The 23,931-nt window shown below is 70.6% G+C and carries 21 protein-coding genes; 12 read left to right on the top strand and 9 right to left on the bottom strand.

The window, feature by feature from the left end; translation table 11 throughout:
* Positions 1-4: 4 nt before the first annotated feature.
* From V6S85_RS13870 to V6S85_RS13880, 3 genes are all read right to left on the bottom strand, one after another.
* Complete coding sequence (locus V6S85_RS13870; RefSeq protein ID WP_334349255.1) at positions 5-580, bottom strand: shikimate kinase; 576 nt, start codon at positions 578-580, stop codon at positions 5-7.
* A 313-nt stretch (positions 581-893) separates the two neighbouring features.
* Positions 894-2,156, bottom strand: a complete 1,263-nt coding sequence (locus tag V6S85_RS13875) for a carbohydrate porin (RefSeq protein ID WP_334349256.1) — start codon at positions 2,154-2,156, stop codon at positions 894-896.
* Positions 2,153-4,591, bottom strand: coding sequence for a membrane-bound PQQ-dependent dehydrogenase, glucose/quinate/shikimate family (locus tag V6S85_RS13880; RefSeq protein ID WP_334349257.1), 2,439 nt, complete (start codon positions 4,589-4,591; stop codon positions 2,153-2,155). The genes V6S85_RS13875 and V6S85_RS13880 overlap by 4 nt, the downstream gene beginning before the upstream one ends.
* 230 nt (positions 4,592-4,821) lie before the next feature.
* On the opposite strand from V6S85_RS13880, the gene V6S85_RS13885 reads away from it, so the two are divergent.
* From V6S85_RS13885 to V6S85_RS13905, 5 genes are all read left to right on the top strand, one after another.
* Complete coding sequence (locus V6S85_RS13885) at positions 4,822-6,297, top strand: hypothetical protein (RefSeq protein WP_334349258.1); 1,476 nt, start codon at positions 4,822-4,824, stop codon at positions 6,295-6,297.
* Positions 6,294-7,211: a site-specific tyrosine recombinase XerD gene (locus V6S85_RS13890; protein WP_334349259.1), complete on the top strand. Its 918-nt coding sequence runs from the start codon at positions 6,294-6,296 to the stop codon at positions 7,209-7,211. The genes V6S85_RS13885 and V6S85_RS13890 overlap by 4 nt, the downstream gene beginning before the upstream one ends.
* Before the next feature lie 89 nt (positions 7,212-7,300).
* A complete protein-coding gene (locus tag V6S85_RS13895) occupies positions 7,301-8,719 on the top strand; it encodes a metallophosphoesterase family protein (protein ID WP_334349260.1) in 1,419 nt (472 codons plus the stop codon).
* 83 nt (positions 8,720-8,802) lie between these two features.
* Positions 8,803-9,024: an alkylphosphonate utilization protein gene (locus V6S85_RS13900; protein ID WP_116487796.1), complete on the top strand. Its 222-nt coding sequence runs from the start codon at positions 8,803-8,805 to the stop codon at positions 9,022-9,024.
* 107 nt (positions 9,025-9,131) lie between these two features.
* Positions 9,132-11,201, top strand: a complete 2,070-nt coding sequence (locus tag V6S85_RS13905) for a hybrid sensor histidine kinase/response regulator (RefSeq protein ID WP_334349262.1) — start codon at positions 9,132-9,134, stop codon at positions 11,199-11,201.
* Here the strand turns inward: V6S85_RS13905 and V6S85_RS13910 are convergent.
* The 4 genes from V6S85_RS13910 to V6S85_RS13925 form a co-directional block, all read right to left on the bottom strand.
* The gene (locus V6S85_RS13910) at positions 11,198-11,854 is read right to left on the bottom strand and encodes a hypothetical protein (RefSeq protein ID WP_334349263.1); all 657 of its coding nucleotides are present in this window, start codon (positions 11,852-11,854) and stop codon (positions 11,198-11,200) included. The two genes, V6S85_RS13905 and V6S85_RS13910, sit on opposite strands and share 4 nt — an antisense overlap.
* Positions 11,851-12,162 (bottom strand): PadR family transcriptional regulator, encoded by a 312-nt coding sequence (locus V6S85_RS13915; RefSeq protein WP_116569790.1) that lies wholly within the window; start codon positions 12,160-12,162, stop codon positions 11,851-11,853. The genes V6S85_RS13910 and V6S85_RS13915 overlap by 4 nt, the downstream gene beginning before the upstream one ends.
* A 124-nt stretch (positions 12,163-12,286) precedes the next feature.
* Positions 12,287-12,772 carry a VOC family protein gene (locus V6S85_RS13920; RefSeq protein ID WP_334349264.1) on the bottom strand — a complete coding sequence of 162 codons (486 nt, stop codon included), beginning with the start codon at positions 12,770-12,772 and terminating at the stop codon, positions 12,287-12,289.
* Positions 12,773-12,905: 133 nt separating this feature from the next.
* Complete coding sequence (locus tag V6S85_RS13925) at positions 12,906-13,793, bottom strand: LysR family transcriptional regulator (RefSeq protein WP_116569792.1); 888 nt, start codon at positions 13,791-13,793, stop codon at positions 12,906-12,908.
* Positions 13,794-13,913: 120 nt separating this feature from the next.
* Between V6S85_RS13925 and V6S85_RS13930 the strand changes: the two genes are divergently transcribed.
* The 6 genes from V6S85_RS13930 (at position 13,914) to V6S85_RS13955 (ending at position 20,838) form a co-directional block, all read left to right on the top strand.
* Complete coding sequence (locus tag V6S85_RS13930; protein ID WP_334349265.1) at positions 13,914-14,912, top strand: aldo/keto reductase; 999 nt, start codon at positions 13,914-13,916, stop codon at positions 14,910-14,912.
* Positions 14,913-15,118: 206 nt separating this feature from the next.
* Complete coding sequence (locus tag V6S85_RS13935; protein ID WP_334349266.1) at positions 15,119-16,138, top strand: mechanosensitive ion channel family protein; 1,020 nt, start codon at positions 15,119-15,121, stop codon at positions 16,136-16,138.
* Positions 16,139-16,327: 189 nt separating this feature from the next.
* Complete coding sequence (locus V6S85_RS13940) at positions 16,328-17,377, top strand: HpcH/HpaI aldolase/citrate lyase family protein (RefSeq protein WP_334349267.1); 1,050 nt, start codon at positions 16,328-16,330, stop codon at positions 17,375-17,377.
* Positions 17,378-17,464: 87 nt separating this feature from the next.
* On the top strand, positions 17,465-18,235 hold the full coding sequence (locus tag V6S85_RS13945; RefSeq protein ID WP_334349268.1) for a hypothetical protein: 771 nt from the start codon (positions 17,465-17,467) through the stop codon (positions 18,233-18,235).
* A 108-nt stretch (positions 18,236-18,343) separates the two neighbouring features.
* Positions 18,344-19,381, top strand: coding sequence for a bifunctional nicotinamide-nucleotide adenylyltransferase/Nudix hydroxylase (locus tag V6S85_RS13950; RefSeq protein WP_334349269.1), 1,038 nt, complete (start codon positions 18,344-18,346; stop codon positions 19,379-19,381).
* Between the two features lie 62 nt (positions 19,382-19,443).
* Positions 19,444-20,838 carry a nicotinate phosphoribosyltransferase gene (locus V6S85_RS13955; protein ID WP_334349270.1) on the top strand — a complete coding sequence of 465 codons (1,395 nt, stop codon included), beginning with the start codon at positions 19,444-19,446 and terminating at the stop codon, positions 20,836-20,838.
* Positions 20,839-20,959: 121 nt separating this feature from the next.
* Here V6S85_RS13955 and V6S85_RS13960 read toward each other — a convergent pair whose 3' ends face one another.
* Complete coding sequence (locus tag V6S85_RS13960) at positions 20,960-21,646, bottom strand: type 1 glutamine amidotransferase domain-containing protein (protein ID WP_334349271.1); 687 nt, start codon at positions 21,644-21,646, stop codon at positions 20,960-20,962.
* A gap of 119 nt (positions 21,647-21,765) precedes the next feature.
* Here V6S85_RS13960 and V6S85_RS13965 point away from each other — a divergent pair, with 119 nt between their 5' ends.
* Positions 21,766-22,293 (top strand): hypothetical protein, encoded by a 528-nt coding sequence (locus V6S85_RS13965; RefSeq protein ID WP_334349272.1) that lies wholly within the window; start codon positions 21,766-21,768, stop codon positions 22,291-22,293.
* A gap of 212 nt (positions 22,294-22,505) precedes the next feature.
* On the opposite strand, the gene argJ is transcribed toward V6S85_RS13965, so the two are convergent.
* Entirely contained in the window at positions 22,506-23,717 is a 1,212-nt protein-coding gene (argJ, locus tag V6S85_RS13970) for a bifunctional glutamate N-acetyltransferase/amino-acid acetyltransferase ArgJ (RefSeq protein WP_116569911.1), read from the bottom strand.
* Positions 23,718-23,931 lie beyond the last annotated feature (214 nt).

Below are 23,931 nucleotides of genomic sequence, written 5' to 3' on the forward strand. Positions count from 1 at the left end.
GGTCTTATTCTCCGGTAGAGGGCGCGGCGGCGAGGCGGCCCCGCAGGGCGGCGATGACGGCCTCGACGGCCACCATGTGGGGCGTGTCGCCGGTCTCGACGGTCAGGTGGGCCTCGCCATAGGCGGGGTAGCGCGTGATCGCCTGCTCACGCAGGACGTCCATCGGGTCGCGGTTCTTCAGCAGCGGACGGCCGTCCTTGCGGCCGACGCGGCGGGCCAGAAGTTCCAGGTCGGCCTTCAGCCAGACGGCGATGGCCTTGTCCTTGATGAGGGCGCGGGTCTCGGCGTTGACGAAGGCCCCGCCGCCGGTGGCCAGCACGTGCGGCGGCTCGTCCAGCAGGCGGGCGATGACCCGCCGCTCGCCGTCGCGGAAAGCGTCCTCGCCCATCTCGGCGAAGATCTCGGGAATCGAGCGGCCGGCGGCGCGCTCGACCTCGTTGTCGGCGTCGCGGAACGGCAGGTCGAGGGTGTTGGCCAGGCGCCGGCCGACGCTGGACTTGCCCACGCCCATCAGCCCGACCAGCACGATGGTCCGGTCACGGAGATCTGGATAGCGGGGCGGAGCGAGATCGGCGGTCATGGTCGGCTCCCCCGATACACGACCCGCGTCCCCGCCGCCACGCTTGGGACTGCGGTTATTCCTGGGGCGGGCGTTAGTTTTGGGGGAGGGAGGCGGGGTCGTGGCCTCATCCGACACGGAAGTCATCCACGGCCTCTACTTCAATCCTGTCATTCCCGCCCTTGTGGCGGGAACCCCTCTGTCAGCCGCAGGGAAGTGAGGGGCGGACTGCCAGGCAGTCCGCTTGCGCCGCGCCTGCGAGCGGAAACAGGGTTTCCCGCCACAAGGGCGGGAATGACGGGAGGTTGGGGGAGCTCGGCTGCCGCTCCGCCCCTCAGAACTGCGCCTTCACCTGCGCCCCCACGGCCAGGGCGTTGGGGGTGTCGCGATAGCCGAAGGCGCCGGGTTCGATGATGTATTGGACGTCGGGCCGCACGGTCAGCCAGCGGTTGGCCTGCCAGCCGTAGCTCAGCTCGATCGCGGTCTCGCCGGCGGGCAGGGCGCCGTAGTCGACCGGCGTGGCCGAGGTGTCGGCATAGGCCTGTCGCAGGCGCGGATTGAGCCGGGCGTGGACGAGGCCCAGCGCGATGGTGTCGGCGTCGCGGCCCCTGAAGGTTCCGGTCTTCACCAGGCCTGCCTCGTACCAGCGGGTGATCGGCGCCGAGGCCTTGGGATTGCTGGTGAACTGGCCGAACAGCGACAGGCCTCGCCCACCGCTTCCTTCGCGCCAGATCATCTGGTCAGCCAGCAGGTAGACCCCGTAGCGGCCCTTCACGCTGCCGGTCTCGCCCTGCCGGGTCACGCGCGAGCTGTCGTAGTAGGCCCCGAGCTTGTAGTGGCCGGGCAGTCCGCCGTTGGCCCCGCGATCGTATTCCACCTCCAACGGCAGCATCACCCCTGTCGAGCCCGAGGCGAAGGGGCGCCAGGCGTTTGCCTTGTTGTTGAGGGACGGGTTCACCTGGTAGACGCCGGTGCGGACCAGCAGCTCTGGGCGCACCGCGTAGCGCGCCGCCACGCCCCAGCGGGCGTTGGGATAGTTGTACCAGCCGCTGTCGCCCGACATCGACAGCGGGTGGGCGCAGAAGGCGGCGTTGACCAGGTTGCAGCCGATCGCCATGCCGCCCAGGTCGTTGCCCATGGCGAAGAAGCCGGCCCGCAGGTCCAGCCGTCCGCCGTCCAGCTGCTGCTCGACGGAGAGCTCGGTCAGCCGCGTGTACTGGCCGCCATAGGCCTCCTGGATCGGCAGCCGGTTGCCGACCACGTCGGACGACACGCCCTTGCCGCGCCGGTCGTTGAAGGTCAGGTGCAGGATCCCGCCCGACCAGCCGGCCAGCTTGTCGAGGTCGAAGTCGGCGCCCACCCGGATCTGCTGGGTGTAGCCGCCGCTCCGCCGCAGGCCGCCGTCCAGCACGCTGAAGGTCTCCGACACGTAGTCGCCGCGGAAGGTCACGCCCGCCTCGGCGGCGTGGGTGCGCGCGCCGCCCCAATCACCTGTCATGGTCGCGCGCCCGGTCGTCTGGGCCTGGACCGGCGAGGCGCAGGCCAGGGCCGCCGCCAGTCCGGCGACGACCCCCAGCCGTTCGATCGGTCCGCTCATTTCAGGGCGTAGGCGATGACGTAGTCGCCGCGATCGGGCGACTGGCGCGCGCCGCCGGCGGTGATGACCACGTACTGCTTGCCGGTCTTGGGCGAGCGGTAGCTCATCGGGCCGCCCTGGCTGCCGACCGGCAGGCGGGCCTTCCACACTTCCTTGCCCGTCGCGGAGTCGAAGGCGCGCAGATAGTAGTCCTGCGTGCCGGCGAAGAAGACGAGGCCGCCTTGCGTGGCCAGGCTGCCGCCCAGCGTGGGCAGGCCGATCGGCATGGGCAGGCCCATCTTGATCCCCAGCGGTCCGGTGTCGCGCACCGTGCCGACCGGGACCTGCCACTTGATCTTCTGCGTCGTCATGTCGACGGCGGTCATCGTGCCGTAGGGCGGGGCCTGGCAGGGAATGCCCAGCACCGACAGGAAGCGGTTCTTGTCGACCGAATAGGGCGTGCCCTTCAGCGGCACGGCGCCCATGCCGGTGTTGACCGCCTCGCCGCCGCCGGCGACGGCCGCCTTGCTGGTGTCCTGCGGGATCATCCGCACCCACAGGCCAAGGCGCATGTCGTTGACGAAGATGGTGTTGGTGGTCGGGTCGGTCGACAGGCCGCCCCAGTTCATGCCGCCCAGCGAGCCGGGGAAGCTCAGCGACTTGTCCGTGCCCGGCGCGGTGTAGAGGCCCTCGTAGCGCATGCCCTTGAAGGCGATGCGGCACAGAAGCTGGTCGAAGGGCGTGGCGCCCCACATGTCGGCTTCCTTCAGGGTCTGGGCGCCGATCTGCGGCATGCCCGTCGAGCGCGGCTGGCTCAGGGCGTAGGGCTCGCCGGGGATGTCGGCGGCCTTGACCGGCACGTTCTCGACCTTGGTCAGGGGCTGGCCCGTGGCGCGGTCGAGCACGTAGAGCTGGCCGGCCTTGGTGCCGAACACCAGCGCCGCAACCGTGCCGCCGCCGGCCTTGGGGAAGTCGACGAAGCTGGGCTGCATCGGCACGTCGAAGTCCCACAGGTCGTTGCGGACGGTCTGGAACACCCACTTCTCGCGACCCGTCGTGGCGTCCAGCGCCAGCATCGAGGCGCCGTAGCGATGGTCGAGCGCGCTGCGGGTCTTGCCGTAGAGGTCGACCGAGGCGCTGCCCACCGGCATGAACACGGTGTTGGAAGCCGGATCGTAGGACATCGACGACCAGACGTTCGGCGTCGAGCGGGCGTAGGTCTTGCCGGCCGGCGGGGCCTTGGTGATCGACGGATCGCCCGGGTCGAAGGCCCAGCGCAGGGCGCCGGTGATCACGTCGAAGCCGCGCACCACGCCGCCGGGCATGTCGACCTGGACGTTATCGGCGATGCGGCCGCCGACCACGATCGTCGTGCCGGCCAGGGTCGGGGCGGCGGTCAGCTGGTACTGCGGGTCGGGCGCGTCGCCCAGGCCGGCCTTGAGGTCGACCCGGCCGGCGGTCCCGAAGTCCTGGCAGGCCTTGCCGGTGTCGGCGTCGAAGGCCATCAGCACCGCGTTGATGGTGTTCATCAGGATGCGGCGACGGCAGGGCGCGCCTTCAGGCACGGAGGCCGTCAGAACGGGCGTCGAGCCGGCGGCGGTCGGTTGCAGCAGCGGCGCGCCGGCGTCGAAATAGGCCAGCCCACGGCAGCGCATCCAGACCGAGGCCTTGGCGTCGACCACGGCCTTCCACTTTTCGCGGCCGGTGTCGGCGTCCAGCGCGATGACGTTGTTGTGCGGGGTGCAGATGTAGACGGTGTCGCCGACCTGCAGCGGGGTGTCCTGGTCCTCGGCGCCGTTGCCGTCGCTGACCGCCACGTCGCCCGTGCGGTAGGTCCAGGCGACCTTCAGGCCCTTCACATTGTCGCGGGTGATCTCGTTCAGCGCCACGAAGCGGCTGGCGCCGGGGGTGTTGCCGTAGGCCTCCCAGTTCTTCTGGGCCTTGGCCGGATCGACCGGAACCAGGCCCGCCGCCGCGCCGGCGAAGGCCACGGTGGGATGGGGGAAGAACATGGCGGTGAAGCCGGCGGCCGCGCCCAGGGCCAGCACCGCGCCGGTCGCCAGGGCGGGGACCAGGGCCGAGGGCTTGCCGCTGGCTCGCGCCATCAGCGGATAGGAGAAGGCCACCACGGCCGCGCCGACGCTGAGCGCCAAGAGGCGCGAGATCAGCGGCCAGAACGCAAGGCCCGATTCCGCCAGCGCCCAGACCACCGTGCCGGCGAACACCGCGCCGAACAGCAGGGCGCCGCTCGCCTTGGCCCGGGCGATCTGCACGCCGGCCGCGACCAGCGCCACGCCGGCCAGCACGAAGTAGGGGCTGCCGCCCAGAACCAGCAGCTTGCCGCCGCCGATCAGGAAGAACAGGCCCGCGGCCAGGATGACCGCGCCGAGCAGCAGCAGCCATAGCCGCGCCAGCGGACTGACGGCTTTACGGGTGTCGGACAGGGTGGAGGGCATGGGGTCTCCCGTGGATGATCGACGCGGCTCGACCACTCCCGTCCGAACTGATGGACGTATGGAGCCCCCCACGGGCTCAAGCTCACGCTAGGTAAGCAACAGGTTCGCGCTTTGAACCCAAACTTGTTCGCTCGCAAGCATTTATGGCCGATCACGGTTACGCCCTTTCGCCGCGTTATCGCCGTCCGACCGTCTTCTGCCTGCCGCGCTTCCTTGCCATAGTAGGGACCATGGCTTTCTCCCCGCGTTCCCCGCTGGCGCTCGCCGCCGCCGTCTCCGTTCTCGCCGCCGCAGCCGCGCAGGCCCAGGAGGTGGCGGTCAGCACGCTGGCGCCGCCCGACCTGTTCTCGAACCCCGCCGCCGACACCGGCTTGCCGGGCGACCTGTGGAAGGACGCCTCTCCCGGCCTTATGCGCGAGACCCTGCCAAAGCTGGCGGCCAAGCCGCTGTCGCCGGCCTTCGCCGAGTTCGCGCGGCGGGTGCTGGCCACCGGGGCGCGGGCTCCGGCGGGCGTCGGCGACGATCCCGAGATGGGCGGGACGCGGGCCCTGGCCCTGATCGCCCTGGGCGAGGCGGCCGGCGCCAAGCGGGTGATGGACCGCACGCCAGGCCTGGACCAGAACGCCGCCCTGGCCATGGCCGCCGCCGAAGCCAACCTGATCGCCGGCGACGACGATCGCGCCTGCGCCGTCGCCGATGCGTTGAGCGCCGATCGCGGGACCGGCTACTGGCTGCGTCTGCGGGCCTTCTGCCAGGCGCGGGCCGGTCAGACCGCCGAGGCCCAGTTGACCTTCAACCTCGCCCAGCAGCAGGGCAAGGACGCCGACTACGCCCGGCTGATGCCGGCCCTGCTGTCGGGTAGCGCGCCGACCGGCGGCGCCAGCCTGCGCACCGGGATCAACTATGCCCTGTCCAGGAAGCTGGGGCTGGACATCCAGGCCGCTTCGGCGACCGCCACTCCGGCCACCCGCTCGCTGCTGGCCCCGCCGGCGGCGGACCTGGCGGCCGCGCAAGGCTCCGACTGGGCGTTCCTGAAGTCGGCCAAGCCGGGGGCGGACTTCGCCGCCGCCGCCCGCGCCGCCGCCCCGCTGATCGCGGCCATGGTCGCCGCCGACGCACCGCTTGCCGATCCGGGCCTCTTCCTGCGCGCGGCCCTGACCGCCGGCGACGTCAAGACCGCCCAGGCCATCCGGGGCAAGATGACCGGCGACGCCATCCCGGGCGTCAGCGCCCAGGACCTCGCCCTGTTCGATGCGGCCCTGGCGGCGGCCTCGGGCGGTTCGACCGACCAGGCGCTGGACCGGCTGGTGGAGCTGGGCGCCAATGGCGGGGCCAAGTCTCCGGCCCAGCCGGCGGCCGTCGTGCTGCAGGCCCTGGGCGGAACGCTGAGCCCCGAGGATCGCGCGACCTTCGCCGGCTTCGAGGCCGGCAAGTCGACCGCCTCGGCCGCGCGCCTGGCGCTGCTGGACGCGGCCGCCGCCGCCGGCCGCAAGGGCGAGGCCGCCGTGCTGGCCCTGTCGGTCGCCGCCGACGCCGGGGCGGCCGGACCCGCCGCCGCCGACCGCGCCCGCATCGTCGCGGCCCTGAACCGCGCGGGTCTTGCCGCCGACGCCCGGGCTCTGGCCGTCGAGGGCCTGCTGCCCACGCCGGCGGCTCCGGCCAAGCCCGCGGCGGCCGCGCCCAAGCCGGCCCCGAAGAAGAAATGAGCGGCAAGGCCGAAGGCTGGGTCGAGGCCTTCCTGGAGATGATGGCCGTCGAGCGCGCGGCGGCCGCCAACACCCTGCGCGCCTACGAGAAGGATCTCGAGGACGCCCGCGGCTTTTTGGGGCGCGCGAGCAATGACCTGGACGCCGCCGACGCCGAAGCCATAGAGGCCTATTTCCAGGACCTGGGCGCGCGCGGCCTGTCGCCGGCCACGGCGGCGCGGCGACGCTCGGCCGTGCGGCAGTTCTATCGCTTCGCCCTGGGCGAGGGCTGGCGCACCGACGACCCGTCGCGCCGGGTCGTGGCGCCCAAGGCCGGCCGGCCGCTGCCCAGGGTGCTGTCGAGGGCCGAGATCGACGCCCTGCTGGCGGCCGCCGCGGCCAAGGACGGCGCCCAGGGCCTGCGCCTGTCGTGCATCATCGAACTGCTCTACGCCTCCGGCCTGCGGATATCGGAATTGCTGGCCCTGCCGCTGTCGGCCCTGGCGCGCGACCCGGCCTTCCTGATGGTCAAGGGCAAGGGCGGCAAGGAACGGCTGGCCCCGCTGAACGACGCGGCGCGTGCGGCGGTGAAGGCTTATCTGGAGGGGAGGCCGCAATTCCTGCCAAAGGGGCAGAAGGACAGCCCGTGGCTGTTCCCCTCGCGCGGCAAGGGCGGGCGGCTCACCGCGCGGCGGGTGTCGCAACTGCTGGAAGACGCCGCCATCGCCGCCGGCATCGACCGCGAGAAGGTCAGCCCGCACGTGCTGCGCCACGCCTTCGCCACCCACCTGCTGGAGGGCGGGGCCGACCTTCGGGTTATCCAGACCCTGCTGGGCCACGCCGACATCGGCACCACCCAGATCTACACCCACGTGGCCGGGGAGCACCTGGCCGAGGTGGTGCGCACCAAGCATCCGCTGGGAAAGAAGGGGTAGGGGCGGGCGACCTTCGTCAATCTGTCACGGAACCCGGGCAGTAGCGCGGAGCGGCGACGGTGGGGTCGTCAGTCGACGGAGGGAAAATCATGGCTTTGCGGAAACTGCTCGTCGGCGTGGCGGCGCTGGGCCTGGTGGCGTTCTCGACGGCTCCGGTTCTCGCCCAGGAGGCCGCCCAGCCGGTTCCGCGCTCGCCGGGCCTGCCGTTCAAGCCCAAGGGCCTGCCCGACCGCATCGTGCTGACCGCGGGCGCGGATCCCTCGCGCGAGATGGCGGTGGCCTGGCGCACCGACCCGCGCCAGGCGGCCGCCGAGATCCAGCTGGCCCCGGCCATCGACGGGCCGAGCCTGGCCTTCCGCGCCAAGACCCTTTCGGGAACCAGCAAGGCCATCGACAGCGCCAACGGCCCGGCCCTCTATCACCAGGCGCGGCTGACCGACCTGTCGCCCGACACGGCCTATGTCTACCGCGTGAAGGGCGCCGACGGCTGGAGCGAGTGGCTGCAGTTCCACACCGCCGCGGCGACATTCCGCCCGTTCCGCTTCCTCTATCTGGGCGACACCCAGAACGGCATCCTGCCGATCGGCTCGCGGGTGATCCGCCAGGGCTTCCAGTCGACCGCCGCGCCGGCCCTGGTGCTGCACGCCGGCGACCTGGTGGCCCAGCGCGACGACCTCGACCACGACGACGAATGGGGCGAGTGGACGGCGGCCGGCGCCTACAACTTCTCGACCGTTCCGCAGCTGCCGGCCACCGGCAACCACGAGTATGTCGACGTGGCCAAGCCTGACGGGACCGAGAGCCGAAAGCTCGGCCCGTACTGGCCGTTGCAGTTCGCGCTGCCCGCCAATGGCGCCGAGCCGGTCAAGGAGACGACCTACTACGTCGACTACCAGGGCGTGCGGTTCATCATCCTGGACGGCACCGCCGCCCTCGATCTCGGCGCGCTGGAGGCCCAGACCCGCTGGCTGGACCAGACCCTGGCGGCCAGCAAGGCCAGGTGGAACATCGTCACCTTCCACCAGCCGATCTTCACCTGCGCCCGCCCGCAGGACACCGAAAAGCTGAAAGCCGCCTGGAAGCCGGTATTCGAGGCCCGCAAGGTCGACCTCGTCCTGCAAGGTCACGACCACTGCTACGCCCGCCTGACCAGCGAGGCCGGCAAGGCCGACGCCGCGCGCCGCCACAAGGCCGGCCAGCCGCAGGGGCCGGTCTACGTGGTCTCGGTGGTCGGCTCGAAGATGTACGCCCTGAACGACCGCGCCCTGACCCAGCCCGACAAGGTCGCCGCCGACACAGAGTTCTACCAGGTGATCGACGTGGGCGCCGACAAGCTGGGCTTCGCCGCCTACACCGCCAGCGGCAAGCTCTACGACGCCTTCACCCTGGTGCGGGGCAAGGGTGGGGCCAAGACCCTGGTCGAGAGCAAGGAGTCGATGCTGGCCCAGCGGGTCTGTTCCGGCGCCACGGGGCCGGACGGCGCGCCGTGCCTGGGCCGGGCGAAGTAGGAAAGCGCCTGGACTTTCGCTCGGCGCGCTCTAAGAAGCCCGTACTTTTTGTGCGGGCTTGCCTTGAGCCCAGGGAGCCTTCCATGTCCGACGAAACCCGCGATTCCAACGGCGCGATCCTGGCCGACGGCGACAACGTCACCCTGATCAAGGACCTGAAGGTCAAGGGTTCGGGCGGGGTGACCCTCAAGCGCGGGACCCTGGTCAAGAAGATCCGCCTGACCGGCGATCCCGACGAGATCGAGGCCAATGTCGACAAGGTCCGGGGCCTCGTGCTGCGCACCGAGTTCGTCAAGAAGGCCTGATCGCGCCCGTCGCGAGAAATTCCCGTCTCGTCTTAACCGTTTAGCTGGGGTTGGGCGCGATCCTGCCGGCGATTTCGTCGGGGGACGAGGGGATCGCGAGTACGCGTATGGTGGCTTTGAAACGGTTCGAGGGCGAAGCGCGCCAGACGCGCCTGCTGCTGGCGTTGATCTTCGCCTACGCCGTCACCATCGCCTATTGCGACCTGCTGACCCGTGGGCCGTCGGGCATGGCCACCCTGTGGCCGTGCAACGGCCTCCTGGCCGGCGGCCTGGTCCTGCTGACGCCGCGCCGCAGCCTGATCCTGCTGGTCGTCACCACCGTCTGCCACGTGCTGCTGGACCGCCTGGGCGGCACGGCGCCGGCGATGACGGCGCTGTTCACGGTGCTCGACACCATCGAGGCGGCGGTGATCGCCGTGGTGCTGCGCAGGGCCTTTGGCGGGCCTCCAAGGATGAAGAACCTGACCCAGGCCCTGAGGGTCGTGGGGCTGGCCCTGCCGATCACCGCCGTGCTGGCCGTGATCGGGGCCTTCGCCAGCGCCCCGATGCTGCACGTCTCGCTGCCGGTGCTGATCAAGAACTGGATGTTCGTCAACGCGCTGGGCATGACGGCGGGCCTGCCGATCGCCCTGATCCTGTTCGATCGGCATATCCAACGCGGCTTCGAGCGACCGGTCTGGGAGAAGATCGCCTGCTACGTGATGGTGGCGGTCGCCGCCCTGATCGCCTTCGGGCGGCCGGGCCACACCCTGCCGTTCCTGGTGTTTCCGGCCGGGGTGCTGGTGGCCTTCCGGCTGGGCCCCAAGGGCGCGGCCTGGACGACGGTGATCGTCGCCGCCATCGCCGCGCCGCTGAGCGTGCTGGGCATCGTCGCCGAGGCGGCGACCCGCGCCCAGGCGTCCGAGCGCATGCACGCCCTGCAGTTCCTGGTCAGCGCGCTGCTGTTCACCTGCCTGGCCGCCGCCCTGGCCCTGGCCAACCAGCAGCGCCTCAAGCTGCTCCTGGTGCGTCGCCAGGCCCTGGCCCGCAACGCCCAGGCCCGCGCCCAGGCCGCCAGCCAGGCCAAGACCGAGTTCCTGGCCACCATGAGCCACGAGATCCGCACGCCGCTGAACAGCGTGCTGGGCTTCACCCGCCTGCTGGCCGACCGCGACGACCTGGCGCCCGAGGCCCGCCGTCACGTGGGCCTGATCGACGGGGCCGGCGGGGCCCTGCTGACCCTGGTCAACGACGTGCTCGACTTCTCGCGGGTCGAGGCCGGCCGGGTCGAGTTGCAGGTCGAGCCCGCGCGCGCCGAGGCGGTGCTCCGCGACGCCGTCGCCATCGTCGCCCAGGACGCCCGCGCCAAGGGCCTGGCGCTGGACATCGAGATCGAGGGCGAGACCGGCCGCCATCACGGGCTGGACGCCGATCGTCTGCGCCAGGTGCTGCTGAACCTGCTCAACAACGCGGTGAAGTTCACGCCGGCCGGGCGGGTGACCGCGCGGCTGGCCGTGACCCCCGGCGACGGCGCCGACCTGCTGCGCGTCGAGATCGTCGACACCGGCATCGGCGTGCCGCCGCAGCTGCGCGACCGGCTGTTCCAGCGCTTCAGCCAGGGCGACAGCTCGGTGACCCGGGCCTTCGGCGGCGCGGGCCTGGGCCTGGCGATCAGCAAGGCGCTGGTCGAACTGATGGACGGGCGCATCGGCATGACCGCCAACCCGGTCCAGGGTTCGACCTTCTGGATCGAGCTCATGGCGGCGCCTTGCGAGGCCGCGCCGGCGGTGGTGGTCGCGGCCGGTGGGCGGATCGCCTCGGCCCGCGTGCTGCTGGTCGACGATCACCCGATGAACCGCGAGATCGGCGGCGCCTTCCTGGCCCTGGCCGGCTGCGAGGTGATCACCGCCGAGAACGGCCGCGAGGCGGTGGAGATGGCCGCGGGCGGCGGCTTCGACGTCGTGCTGATGGACATCCACATGCCGGGCATGGACGGCCTTTCGGCCACCCGCGCCATCCGCGCCTTGCCGGGCGCGGCCTCGGCGGTGCCGATCATCGCCATGAGCGCCGACGCGCTGCCCCAGCAGATCGCCCAATGCCGCGAGGCCGGCATGGTCGACCACGTGGCCAAGCCGATCCAGAAGGACGTGCTCTACGCGACGGTGGAGAGCTGGCTGCGCGAGCGCGAGGCGGCTTAGGCCGTGGCAGGCTTCGGCCGGGTCCAGCGGTCCAGGCCGAAGAAGAGCAGTCCCGCGACCAGCAGCAGGCCGAAGGCGACGTAGTTCAGGCCCGCGACCTTGGGATGCACGAAATAGGGCGTCGGCCACAGGGCCAGCTGGGTGAGCGTGTTGGCCGTGTGGGCCGCGACCCCGGCGAGAATGGCGAAGAACAGCCGCCGCATGTCGCCCTTGGCCATGAACCACGCGCAGGCGCCGAAGGCGACCGCCATGGCCAGCATCAGGACCACATGCCAGAGCGGCATCATCAGCACGCCGGAGATCGCCTCGTCGGCGGTGCGGCCCTTGAACATGCGGAAGCGGCCGGCGAAGCCGTTCATGCCGTTCAGCTTCAGGTCGGCCAGGATCGCCAGCATGTAAGCCGGCATGAAGGCGTGGAAGACGGCGGTCAGCAGGGTGACGCCGGCCACGAACATGCGGGCGGAGACCAGGGCGATGCGCATGGGATTGATCCTGCGACGATAGGCGGCCAGCACGCAGCCGGCGGCGAAGGCCAGGGCCTCGCCGGGCGCGTCGATGGCGGAAAGCTCGGCCTTCATGCCGACGGCCCAGTCGCGCTGGGTGGCGGGCAGGACGGCGGCGGCGTGGTCGAGCAGGCGCTCGGCGAGGCTCATGGACGCACCGCCGAGGGCTGGAGCGGGGCCGCGCTGGGCGCGGTCTCGGCGCGCTGGCGGGCCAGGGCGACGCCGGCGCCGGTCAGGCGATAGGCATGGCGGGCCGGGCGGCCGGGCTGCAAGGGCTGGCGCCACTCGGCCTCCAGGTATCCCTGGTCGGACAGCCGCATCAGCAGCGGATAGAGGGTGCCCGACTTCAGGCCCGTCTCCTTGGACAGGTCGTAGCCGTAGCGCCAGGCCTGGGGCTGGGCCAGCAGGGCGGCCAGCACGCCGACCGTCTGGCGCGAGATGTTGGGTGCGCGGGTCATGCCGCTATTGGCGACATATGTAGAGTTTAAGTCAAGGAACATTGTTTGGCGGATGGTGCTCCCTCCGTCGCCTCCCCGGCCTCCGCGCGTCGGGGCCGGGATGGCGGCGGAGGCGAGGGCCGTCTCACCCGCCGTGCGCGGCCTTCTCCAGCGTCGGCACGTCGATCTTGCTCATGGTCATCATCGCCGCGAACACCCGGCCGGCGACGGCCTTGTCCGGTCCGGTGGTCAGTTCGATCAGCTGGCGCGGGGTGACCTGCCAGGACAGGCCGTAGCGGTCCTTCAGCCAGCCGCACTGCGAGGGCGCGCCGCCGCCGGCCAGCAGGCCGTCCCAGTAGTGGTCGACCTCGGCCTGGCCGTCGCAGTCGATCGACAGCGAGATCGCCTCGGTGAACTTGAAGTGCGGCCCGCCGTTCAGCGCCACGTGCGGCTGGCCGTCGAGCTCGAAATAGACCGTCGACACCGAGCCGCCAGGCCCCGCCGGCGGCGGCACGTCGTCGGGGTAGCGGTTCACCGACACGATCTTCGAGTTGGGAAAGATCGAGACGTAGAACTCGGCGGCCTCCAGGGCCTCTTTGTCGAACCACAGGAACGGCGAGATCTTCGGCATGGCGTTTCCTCCTCCTGCACGGCCTGGAGCGGCCGCGTCTTCCCGAGGACGAAGGAACGCCCGCCGCGCCGACAGGGTCGAGGAGATTTTTTGGGCGCGCGTTCCAAACGCCTCTCTCAAAGAGAGAGGGGACCTACCCCCGCATCCAGTCGATGAACGCCCGCAGGGCCGGCGAAAGCTGGCGGCGGCTGGGGTAGTAGAGGAAGAAGCCGGGGAAGGGCTCGCACCAGTCCTCGAGCAGCGAGACCAGCCGGCCGGCGGCGATGTCGTCGGCGACGGCTTCGCGGAAAGGGAAGGCCAGGCCCGCGCCGGCGCGGCAGGCCTCCAGCATGACGACGCCGTTGTCGGTGAGCAGGGCCGGCGGCGGGGTGACGACCACCAGGCGGCCCTTGCGCTCGAACTCCCACGGATAAGGCTGGCCCGAGGCGCGGCGCACCAGCAGGCAGCGGTGGCCGTTCATCAGGTCTTCGGGCTTGGTCGGGGCGCCGTGGCGGGCGATGTAGTCGGGGGTGGCGACCAGCGCCTGGGACAGCTCGCCGCCCAGCGGCACGGCGATCATGTCTGCCTGGAGGCGTTCGCCCAGCCGCACCCCGCAGTCGAAGCCGCCGGCGACGATGTCGGCCAGGGCGTCCTCGCAGACGATCTCGACCCGCACGTCGGGATAGGCGTTCATGAAGCCGCCCAGGCGCGGGGCCAGCAGCATGCGCGCGGCCGTGCTGGCGACATTGACGCGCAGGCGGCCGGCCGGGCGGTCGCGGAACATCGCCACCTCGTCCAGCGCCGCGTCGATGTCGGCCAGGGCGGGGCCGAGCCTGGCGAGAAGCCGCTCGCCGGCCTCGGTGGGGGCGACGCTGCGGGTGGTGCGGTTGAGCAGGCGCACGTCGAGGCGGGCCTCGAGATTGCGGATCGTGTGGCTGAGAGCCGAAGCGGTGACGCCCAACACCTGGGCGGCGGCGCGGAAGCTGCGGCGCTCGGCGACCAGGGCGAAGACGGCGAGGTCGGGCAAGGGACGGGTCGACATTACTGAGAGATGCTCAGGAGTGCGTTGAGACCGCAAGCGGTTATCGTAGCGCGCCGCCGGACCCATCTCCCTGCCGTCGCGGCGCGACCGCGACCGAAATTCCCGAAACAGGAGCTGCCCATGAAGACGCGCAAACTCGGCGACGGCCTTGAGGTCTCGGCCCTCGGTCTCGGCTGCATGGGCATGAGCTGGGCCTATGGTCCCGCGCCCGACAAGCAGGCGATGTTCGACCTGATGGCCAAGGCGGTGGACCTGGGCGTGACCTTCTTCGACACCGCCGAGGTCTATGGCCCGTATGTGAACGAGGAACTGGTCGGCGAGGGCCTGAAGCCCTTCCGCGACAAGGTGGCAGTCGCCACCAAGTTCGGCTTCGACATCGCCCCCGACGAGGCGGGCGTTCCACGCATGCGCGGCGTCAACTCGCGGCCCGACAACATCCGCGCCGTGGCCGAGGCTTCGCTCAAGCGCCTGGGCGTCGAGGTCATCGACCTCTTCTACCAGCACCGCGTCGACCCCAACGTGCCGATCGAGGACGTGGCGGGAACCGTCAAGGACCTGATCGCCGAGGGCAAGGTCAGGCATTTCGGCCTGTCGGAAGCCGGCGCGGCCACCATCCGCAAGGCCCAGGCGGTGCAGCCGGTGGCGGCCCTGCAGAGCGAATACTCGCTGTGGACCCGCGGGATCGAGGCCGAGGTGCTGCCGACCATCCGTGAACTGGGCATTGGCCTGGTGCCCTACAGCCCGCTGGGCCGCGGCTTCCTGACCGGGGCGATCAAGGCCGGCGACGGCTTCGGCAAGGACGACTTCCGCTCGACCCTGCCGCGCTTCCAGGGCGAGGCGATCGCCAAGAACCAGTCGCTGGTCGAGGCGCTGGTGGAACTGGCGGCCGAAAAGGGCGTGACCCCGGCCCAGCTGGCCCTGGCCTGGCTGCTGGCCCAGGGCCCGGACATCGCCCCGATCCCTGGCACCACGAAGGTGGCGCGCCTGCAGGAGAACATCGGTGCGGTGGACGTGGCCCTGAGCGCCGATGACCTGGCGAAGATCGCCGCCGCGGTGCCGGAGACGGAAGTCGAGGGTGCGCGGTATGCGGAAGCTGGGCTGGCGATGGTGGGGCGGTAAAGATCCTCCCCCTGAAGGGGGAGGTGTCGGCGAAGCCGACGGAGGGGGGAGGTTCCTGCTTCCTCCGATGGTCGCGCTGACTTCAACAGATACTTCCCCCTCCGGCCCTCTGGGCCACCTCCCCCTTCGGGGGGAGGATCTCTGAGCGGCGGCCGTCTTGCGGCGGGTCTTGAACCCGTCGCCCGCCCGCGCTCAAACTCCGCCCCATGACCGACAATCCTCTGCAGCGCCTGGACGCCCTCGAGCTGGTCAAGCTCGGCAAGTCGGCGATCACGGTGGGGGGCTTGGGGGCGGGGATCGTCATCGTCATCGCCGCCCTGCTGGCCGCGCGGCTGGCGGCGGCGGGCCTTAGGCGACTGCGGGCGCGGGCGGCCGACAGCGGGCCCTCGCTCTATGTGGTCGAGAAGCTGACGACCTACGGCCTGGTGCTGGTGGGCCTGCTGGCGGGCCTGTCGACCATGGGCATCGACCTGACCTCGCTGACGGTGTTCGCCGGCGCCGTGGGCGTCGGGGTGGGCCTTGGCCTGCAAGGCGTGATCAAGGACTTCGCCTCGGGCGTCAGCCTGGTGTTCGAGCGGCTGGTGGCGGTGGGCGACTTCGTCGAGCTGTCGAACGGCGCGCGCGGGGTGGTGCACGAGATCGGGCCGCGCGCCACGCGCATCCGCACCAACGACGCCACGGACGTCATTGTCCCCAACTCGGTGCTGGTCAACGACCAGGTGATCAACTGGACCCTGCGCGGCACCACCCGCCGCATCCGCGTGCCCTTCGTCACCGCCTTCGGGGTCGACAAGGAACTGGTCCGCGAGGCGGTGCTGAGGGCCGCCCGCAGCGTGCCCTTCACCAGCGCCGACGAGGCCGTGCGCCGCACCCAGGTCTGGCTGGTCGGCTATGGCGAGCACGCGCTGAAGTTCGAGCTGATCGTCTGGCCGACAGTCGAGGCGGTGCGGCGGCCGGCGGCGATCTTCGCGGCCTATACCTGGGCCATCGACGACGCCCTGCGCGAGGCCGGGATCGAGATCCCCTATCCGCAGCGCGACGTGCGCCTGCGCGGCCTGTTCGGCGAGGAGGGTGAGGACGCCCGGGCCGCCCTGCGCCTGGAGCCCAAGGCGGCGCGCAAGGGCCGGGGCAAGGCCGGACCCCACGTCTCGCAGAACGACGCCGCCGACGAACTGGGCCGCGAGGACCCGGATGACGCGCCGCCTTCTAGAACCCCTCCCCCTTGATGGGGGAGGGGCGGGGGCGGGGGTGATCTGCTGAGTTGGCGGCCGCGCGGCTTCTGACGCCGTAGCCACCCCCATCCCCGGCCCTTCCCCCATCGAGGGGGAAGGGAGAGTTGTTGTCGCCCTTGACCCCCTCGCGCCCGCGCCGCAGTCTTCTCGCAACTGCGAAATAAGAACACAGGGAAGACGCGCATGAAGACCGCCCGAGGCTTCTTCAAACCCCTGGCCATCGGCGCGCCGGCGCCGTGGCGCGAGCTTCCCGCGCGCGTCGAGCGGATGATCCACTTCGTGCCGCCGCACCTGGACAAGGTGCGGGCCAAGGTCGGCGAGATCGCGCCGACCGTCGACGTGATCCTGGCCAATCTGGAGGACGCCATCCCCGCCGACGCCAAGGGCGCGGCCCTGGCCGGGACGATCGCGATGTCGCGCGAGGTCGATTTCAAGGCCCTGGGCGTGGGGCTGTGGGTGCGGATCAACTGCCTCAACTCGCCCTGGCACCTCGACGAGGTGGCGACCCTGGTCGAGAAGGCTGGCGATCGCATCGACGTCATCATGGTCCCCAAGGTCGAGGGGCCCTGGGACATCTTCTACATCGACCAGCTCCTGGCCTCGCTGGAGGCCAAGCACGGGGTGACCCGGCCGATCCTGCTGCACGCCATCCTGGAGACGGCCGAAGGGGTGATGAACGTCGAGCAGATCGCCGGCGCCAGCCCGCGCATGCAGGGCGTTTCGCTGGGCCCGGCCGATCTGGCCGCCAGCCGGGCGATGAAGACCACGCGGGTCGGCGGCGGCCATCCGGGCTATCGGGTGATCGAAGATCCGCATACGGATGGCCTGCCCCGCGCCAGCGTGCAGCAGGACCTCTGGCACTACACCTTCGCCAAGATGGTCGACGCCTGCGCGGCCCACGGGATCAAGCCGTTCTACGGTCCGTTCGGGGCAATCGACGACCCGGTCGCCTGCGAGCAGCAGTTCCGCAACGCCTTCCTGATGGGCTGCGCCGGGGCCTGGAGCCTGCACCCCAGCCAGATCGCCATCGCCAAGACGGTGTTCAGCCCCGATCCCGCCGAGGTTGCCTTCGCCAGGCGGATCCTCGAGGCCATGCCCGACGGCTCGGGCGTGGCGATGATCGACGGCAAGATGCAGGACGACGCCACCTGGAAGCAGGCCAAGGTGATGGTCGACTGCGCCCGCCAGATCGCCGCCAAGGACGCGGAGTACGCGGCGCTCTACGGGTTCTGAGGAGCCTTTTCGGGCCGTAGCGCATCAAGGCGCTTGACGAGACGGCCGGGCGAAAATCACATCGCGTCTCTACTGGGGGTGGTGATGATGAAATCGGTGTTCCTGGGCGGCGCGATGGCGCTGGCTCTTCTGGGTCTGTCCGCCTGCGGCAGCGTGCCGGCCGCGCCGCTCAACGCCGCGCCCACCCTGACGCCCGAGCAGCGGGCGAGCGATGCGAGCGTGCAGTTCTCAGGCGTGATCACCGCGGTCGGCCCAGCGACCATCGCCAGCCAGCCCGTCGACAAGGGCGGGACGTTGATCAAGTCGGCCTATCGCTACAGGCATACCGCCGAACTGGTCGAGGACGTGGTCGGCTTCAGCATCACGGTGCCGGGCGTCCAGGCGCCGAAGGGCGCGCCTGGATACTATGCCGGGACCTTCCGCTCCTTCAGCCAGCGTGGCGTGGGCGAGCCGTCGGAGCTGTGGTGCTTCCTGCCCAAGGTGGTCGGCGGCAAGCGTGACAACATCTGCCTGCTGCGTAGCGACACCGGCGTGGCGGCTATCGCGCCGACCCGCATGAACCCCTGGCTCTGGACCCAGTTCAGCCCGGCGTCAGGCACTTTCGACTATACCCATGCGCCGGTCTTCGAGCTTCGACCGGTCGAGATCCCCGCCGAGCTCCAATTGGAATATCGCTTCGCCGGCTGGCAGGGAGACAAGCCGCGGATCGCGGCCTTCGCCGGTGGCCGCGAGGTCCAAACGACGGTCCTGTCTCGCCAGGCCGACGGTCGGTTCGTGCTCAAGACGGTGGCCGGCGTCGTCTCCCTCAGCGCCGCGCCGGGCAATCCCGACCAGGTGGTGGTCGTCGTCGCTCCCTAGGGGCGCGCGATTTTCCAGGACCGCCGGTTGACACCCGCTTTTGCTCAAAGTTAGCATAAGTCCAGTCGCTGGATAGACCGGCGGCGGACATCGGCGTGAGGGAGCCTCATGCGTTTCGACTATCTCGTCCTGATCGGACGCTTCCAGCCGTTCCACAACGGCCATGCTTCCGTGCTGAAGCATGCTTTGCGCCTGGCGCGGAAGGTCATCGTCCTGACCGGCAGCGCCGGCCAGCCTCGCACCATCCGCAACCCCTTCAACGCCGCCGAGCGGGCTGTGATGATCCGCGCCGCCGCCGGCGAGGACGCCGCACGGCTGATCGTCGAGCCGCTGCGCGACCGCCTCTATGGCGAGACGCTGTGGGTCGGCGACGTGCAGCGCCTCGTCGCCGAGGCCGTGGCTCGGGACCGCGCGGGCGAGGGCGCGACCATTGGCCTGATCGGCCGCAACAAGGACGACGCCACCGCCGCCTACCTGGCCGCCTTTCCGCAGTGGGAACTGGTCGACGTGCAGCACGCCGAGGTGCTGTCGGCCACCGAGCTGCGCGACTGGCTGTTCACCGGCGAGCCCGGGGCCTTGCGGCTGGTCGAGGCCAATGTGCCGGGGCCGGTGTACGAGATGCTGGGCGCGTTCCGCGACGGCTCGCCCGCCTACGCCCAGCTGGCCCGCGAGCACGCCTTCATCAAGACCTATCGCCAGGCCTGGGCCGCCGCGCCCCATGCCCCGACCTTCGTCACCGCCGACGCGGTGGTCGTCCATTCCGGCCATGTGCTGCTGGTGAAGCGACGGGCCGAGCCGGGGCGGGGGCTGTGGGCGCTGCCAGGCGGCTTCGTGAACCAGGGCGAGACCGTGCAGGAGGCGGCGATCCGCGAGTTGCACGAAGAGACCCGCGCCAAGATCCCGCCGGCCGTGCTGCGCGGTTCGATCAAGGCCAGCCGGGTGTTCGACCACCCCGACCGCTCGCTGCGCGGGCGCACCATCACCCACGCCTTCCATTTCGACTTCCCCGCCGGCCCGCTGCCGCGGGTGAAGGGATCCGACGACGCCGAGCAGGCCCGCTGGGTCCCGATCAGCGAGGCGCTCTTGATGGAGGAGCAGTTCTTCGAGGACCACTTCCACATCCTCGAGCACTTCGTCGGCGCCTGACGCCGGTCAAACCCATCCGACCCGAAAGACGGGACGGTGATCCGCGGCAAGGAGCTTCCGCGATGTTCGACAACCTGATCCTCGACACCGACAGCTACAAGGCCAGTCACTGGCTGCAATATCCGCCCGCCACGACCGGTGCGTTCTTCTATGTGGAGAGCCGGGGCGGGCGCTATGACCGCACGGTCTTCTTCGGCTTGCAGGCGATCCTGAAGACGGCGCTGGCCGGGCCGGTCACCCACGCCATGGTCGACGAGGCGGCGGAGCTTCTGGCCGCGCACGGCGAACCGTTCAACGAGGCCGGCTGGCGGCGGATCGTCGAGGTGCACGGCGGCCGCCTGCCAGTGCGCATCCGCGCCGTGCCGGAGGGGACGGTCGTTCCCACGCACCAGGCGTTGATGACCATCGAGAACACCGATCCGGAGTGCTTCTGGCTGCCGTCCTACCTGGAGACCCTGCTGCTGCGGGTCTGGTATCCGGTGACCGTCGCCACCACCAGTTGGGGCGTCAAGCAGACCCTCCGCGCGGCGCTGGAGAAGACCTGCGACGATCCCGAGGGCCAGCTGCCGTTCAAGCTGCACGACTTCGGGGCGCGGGGCGTCTCCAGCAAGGCGAGCGCGGCGATCGGGGGTCTGGCCCACCTCGTCAACTTCTTGGGCAGCGACACCCTGGCCGCCGTGCAGGCGGGACGGGCCTGGTACAACGAGCCGATGGCGGCCTTCTCGATCCCGGCCGCCGAGCACAGCACCATCACCAGCTGGGGCCGGGAGCGTGAGGCCGACGCCTATCGCAACATGCTGACCAGCTTCGGCAAGCCGGGGGCGTTGTTCTCGGTCGTGTCCGACAGCTACGACCTGTTCGACGCGGTCAGCCGCATCTGGGGCGGGCAGCTGCGCGACGAGGTGATCGCCAGCGGCGCGACGGTGGTGATCCGTCCCGACTCCGGCGATCCGGTCACCATCGTGGCCGAGACCCTGAGGCGCCTCGACGAGGCCTTCGGCAGCACGGTCAACGCCAAGGGCTACAAGGTGCTGAACCACGTGCGGGTGATCCAGGGCGACGGGGTCAATCCGGTCAGCATCGCCGCCATCCTCGACCGCGTGATCGCCGACGGCTTTTCCGCCGAGAACCTGGCCTTCGGCATGGGCGGCGGTCTTTTGCAGCAGCTGGACCGCGACACCCAGCGCTTCGCGCTGAAGTGCTCGGCGGCCAAGGTCGACGGGGCCTGGATCGACGTCAGCAAGAACCCGGTCACCGATCCGGGCAAGCGCTCCAAGGCCGGACGCCTGATGCTTCAGCGGAACGCCGCGGGCGAGCACCGCACGGTCGCGGTGGAAGAAGGCGCGGCCGCGCCGCAGGGCTGGACCGACGCCATGGTCACGGTGTGGGAGGACGGCGTGCTGCTGGTCGACCACACGCTGGCCGACATACGGGCCCGCAGCGAACTGAGGGGATGATCCATCTTCCGTAAAATCCCCGCGAAAGCGGGGACCCAGGTGTTTTCTGAAACCCGCAGCGCTCGTCGATAGAAAGCCTGGGCCCCCGCTTTCGCGGGGGTTTTGCGGATTTGGTATGGCCTCAGGCGCGGGCCGCCAGGCGTTTGACCAGCGCGTGGGCGACGGCGTCGCTGCTGGCGGGGTTCTGGCCGGTGATCAGGGCGCCGTCCTCGACGACGTAGGGCGCCCAGTCCGGGCCCTTCTCGTAGAGGCCGCCGTTCTCCTTCAGCATGTCCTCGACCAGGAACGGCACGATGTCGGTCAGCTCGACCGCGTCCTCCTCGCCGTTGGTGAAGCCGGTGACCTTGCGGCCGGCCACCAGCGGACGGCCGTCGGCGGCCTTGACGTGACGCAGGGCGCCGGGCGCGTGGCAGACCAGGGCCTGCGGCTTGCCGGCGCGGTCGAAGGCCTCGATCAGGGCCACCGAGACGGGCGATTCCGCCAGGTCCCACAGCGGGCCGTGGCCGCCGGGATAGAACACCGCGTCGAAGTCGGCGGCGTTCACCTGCGCCAGCGGCGCGGTCTGGGCCAGGGCCGCCAGGGCGGCCTCGTCGGCCTGGAAGCGGCGGGTCATGTCGGTCTGGAAGTCGGGCAGGTCGCTCTTGGGATCGAGCGGCGGCTGGCCGCCCTCGGGCGAGGCCAGGACGAGGTCGGCGCCGGCGTCCTTGAACACGTAGTAGGGCGCGGCCAGCTCCTCGAGCCAGAAGCCGGTCTTCTTGCCGGTGTCGCCGAGTGTGTCGTGCGAGGTCAGGACGATGAGGATTTTCATGACGGGCTCTTTGCTGTGAGGATCGGGCGGTGGCGTCTGTCCTGTCGGCATATGGGGAGCGCTGGCGCGGGGCGCCGTGATTATCTTGGAGCTCGCCCACGCTTGGAAAGGAGGGCGGTATGGAGCGCTACCTGGAGGTCAGGACGGCGGACGACGTGGAGCGGCATCTGGCGGCCATCCGTGCGTCGGCCGAACGAGCCCGACTATGGATAACGGCTCAGACAGGCGATCCCCTCGACCTTCTTCGCCACATGAAGTTCGAGCCGGTTGGCTTTCATCCCATCGAGGATCGCGGCCTCAATGTCATCGAGCAGATCAATCAGACCTGGACCTATGCCGTTGCGCTGTCGGCAGCGCGCCTCCTGCTGGACCTGCATCCGGAAGCCGGCGGCTTTAGGGTCGCGCCGGGCGCCCACATGGCCCTGCCGCTGGATATCATGAGCGAGGAGCCTGGCTTGGTGGGCGCGGAGACCTTTGCCGCCGTTGACCCACGCAACAACCGAAAGCTTGCGATGGACCTGGGCAAGCTGGCCGCCCGCTCGGAGGCGCATCGCTATGTGTTTTTCATGTCTCCACGCTATCCGGGCGCCCGGCGTCAGCCGGCCTTAGAGAGAGATGGCGTTCAGGTTTGGTCAGTTGAAGTTTGAGATCAGGGCGCCCCGCGGGCGTAGACGATACCGCCATCCCGGCCGTTGGTCTGCTGCGCTCAATACACCGTAAAATCCCCGCGAAAGCGGGGACCCAGGCTTTCCTGAAACGCGTGGCGCTCGACGACAAAACACCTGGGCCCCCGCTTTCGCGGGGGTATTACGGTTTTGGGAGCGCTGGGGCGGCGGGGGCTTGCCCCGCCTTGCGGCCCCTACGACCGGTAATCGCCGTTGATGGCCACGTACTGCTTGGTCAGGTCGCAGGTCCAGACGGTGGACGAACCCTTGCCGACGCCGACCTCGACGGTGACCTCGAGCTCCTGGTTCTTCATGTAGGCGCTCATGGCCGCCTCGTCGTATTCGGCCGAGACCAGGCCATCGCGGGCGGCGTAGAGCTCGCCGAAGCGGACGCTGATCTTCTCGCGGTTGACCGGCTCGTCGGCGCGGCCGACGGCCATGACGATGCGGCCCCAGTTGGCGTCCTCGCCGGCGAAGGCGGTCTTGACCAGCGGGCTCTCGGCGATGGTGCGGGCGATCTTGCGGGCCGACAGCGGGCTCTCGGCGCCGCCCACGGTGATCTTGACGAACTTGGTGGCGCCTTCGCCGTCGCGGACCAGTTGCATCGCCAGGTCCAGCAGCACGCCTTCCAGCTTTTCGCGGAAGTCGGCCAGGCGCTTGTCGCCGGCGCGGCTGATCTTGGGCGCGCCCGACTGGCCGGTGGCGAAGAGGAGCAGGGTGTCGTTGGTCGAGCGGTCGCCGTCCACCGTCACGCAGTTGAAGGTGGTGCGGGTATAGAGGCTGACCAGGGTCTGCAGGGCGGCGGGCGCGATGGCGGCGTCGGTCGCGACGAAGGCCAGCATGGTGGCCATGTCGGGCGCGATCATGCCCGAGCCCTTGGCGATGCCGGCGATCTTCACTTCATGGCCGTCGATCGTCGCCGTGGCGTAGGCGCCCTTCGGGAAGGTGTCGGTGGTCATGATCGCCGAGGCCGCCTGGGCCCAGCCGTCGGCGGTGAGGCGCGTCTCCACCTCGCGCAGGTTGGAGGTGATCTTGCTGTCGTCGAGGATGACGCCGATGACGCCGGTCGAGGCCATCATCACGTCGCGCTGGCGGCAGTCGAAGCGCTTGCCCACTGCCGTGGCCACGCGGCGCACGGCGTCGGCGCCGGGCTTGCCGGTGAAGCTGTTGGCGCAGCCGGCGTTGACCACCAGGGCGCGCACGTCGGCGCCGCCGGTGGCGGCCAGCTGGCGCTTGCACCAGTCGACCGGGGCCGAGCCCACGCCGTGGCGGGTGAAGACCCCGGCGCCCGAGGTGCCCTCGGCGAAGCGCATCAGCAGCAGGTCGGGACGCTCGTGCTTGTAGAAGCCGGCGCGGCCGGTGGCGATCTCCACGCCGGCGATCGGCGGGATGACCGGGAACGGCACGACCAGCGGCGAGACGGCCAGGCCCGGCTTGCCAGGCGCGACCGGCGGCGGGGCGACGACGGGCGCGGCCTGCGCGGGCGCCTCGCCGGCCGACTTCTGGGCGCGCCGCAGGCCGGCGCGCTTCAGGGCCGAGGCCAGCGGGTCGAGGGCGCGGTCCAGCGCGTGGCCGACGGTGGCGCCGACCTGGCCGACGATCTCGGCGGGCGTGGCGCTG

Source organism: Caulobacter sp. CCNWLW153 (genome assembly GCF_036889365.1).
Classification (GTDB): Bacteria; Pseudomonadota; Alphaproteobacteria; order Caulobacterales; family Caulobacteraceae; genus Caulobacter; species Caulobacter radicis.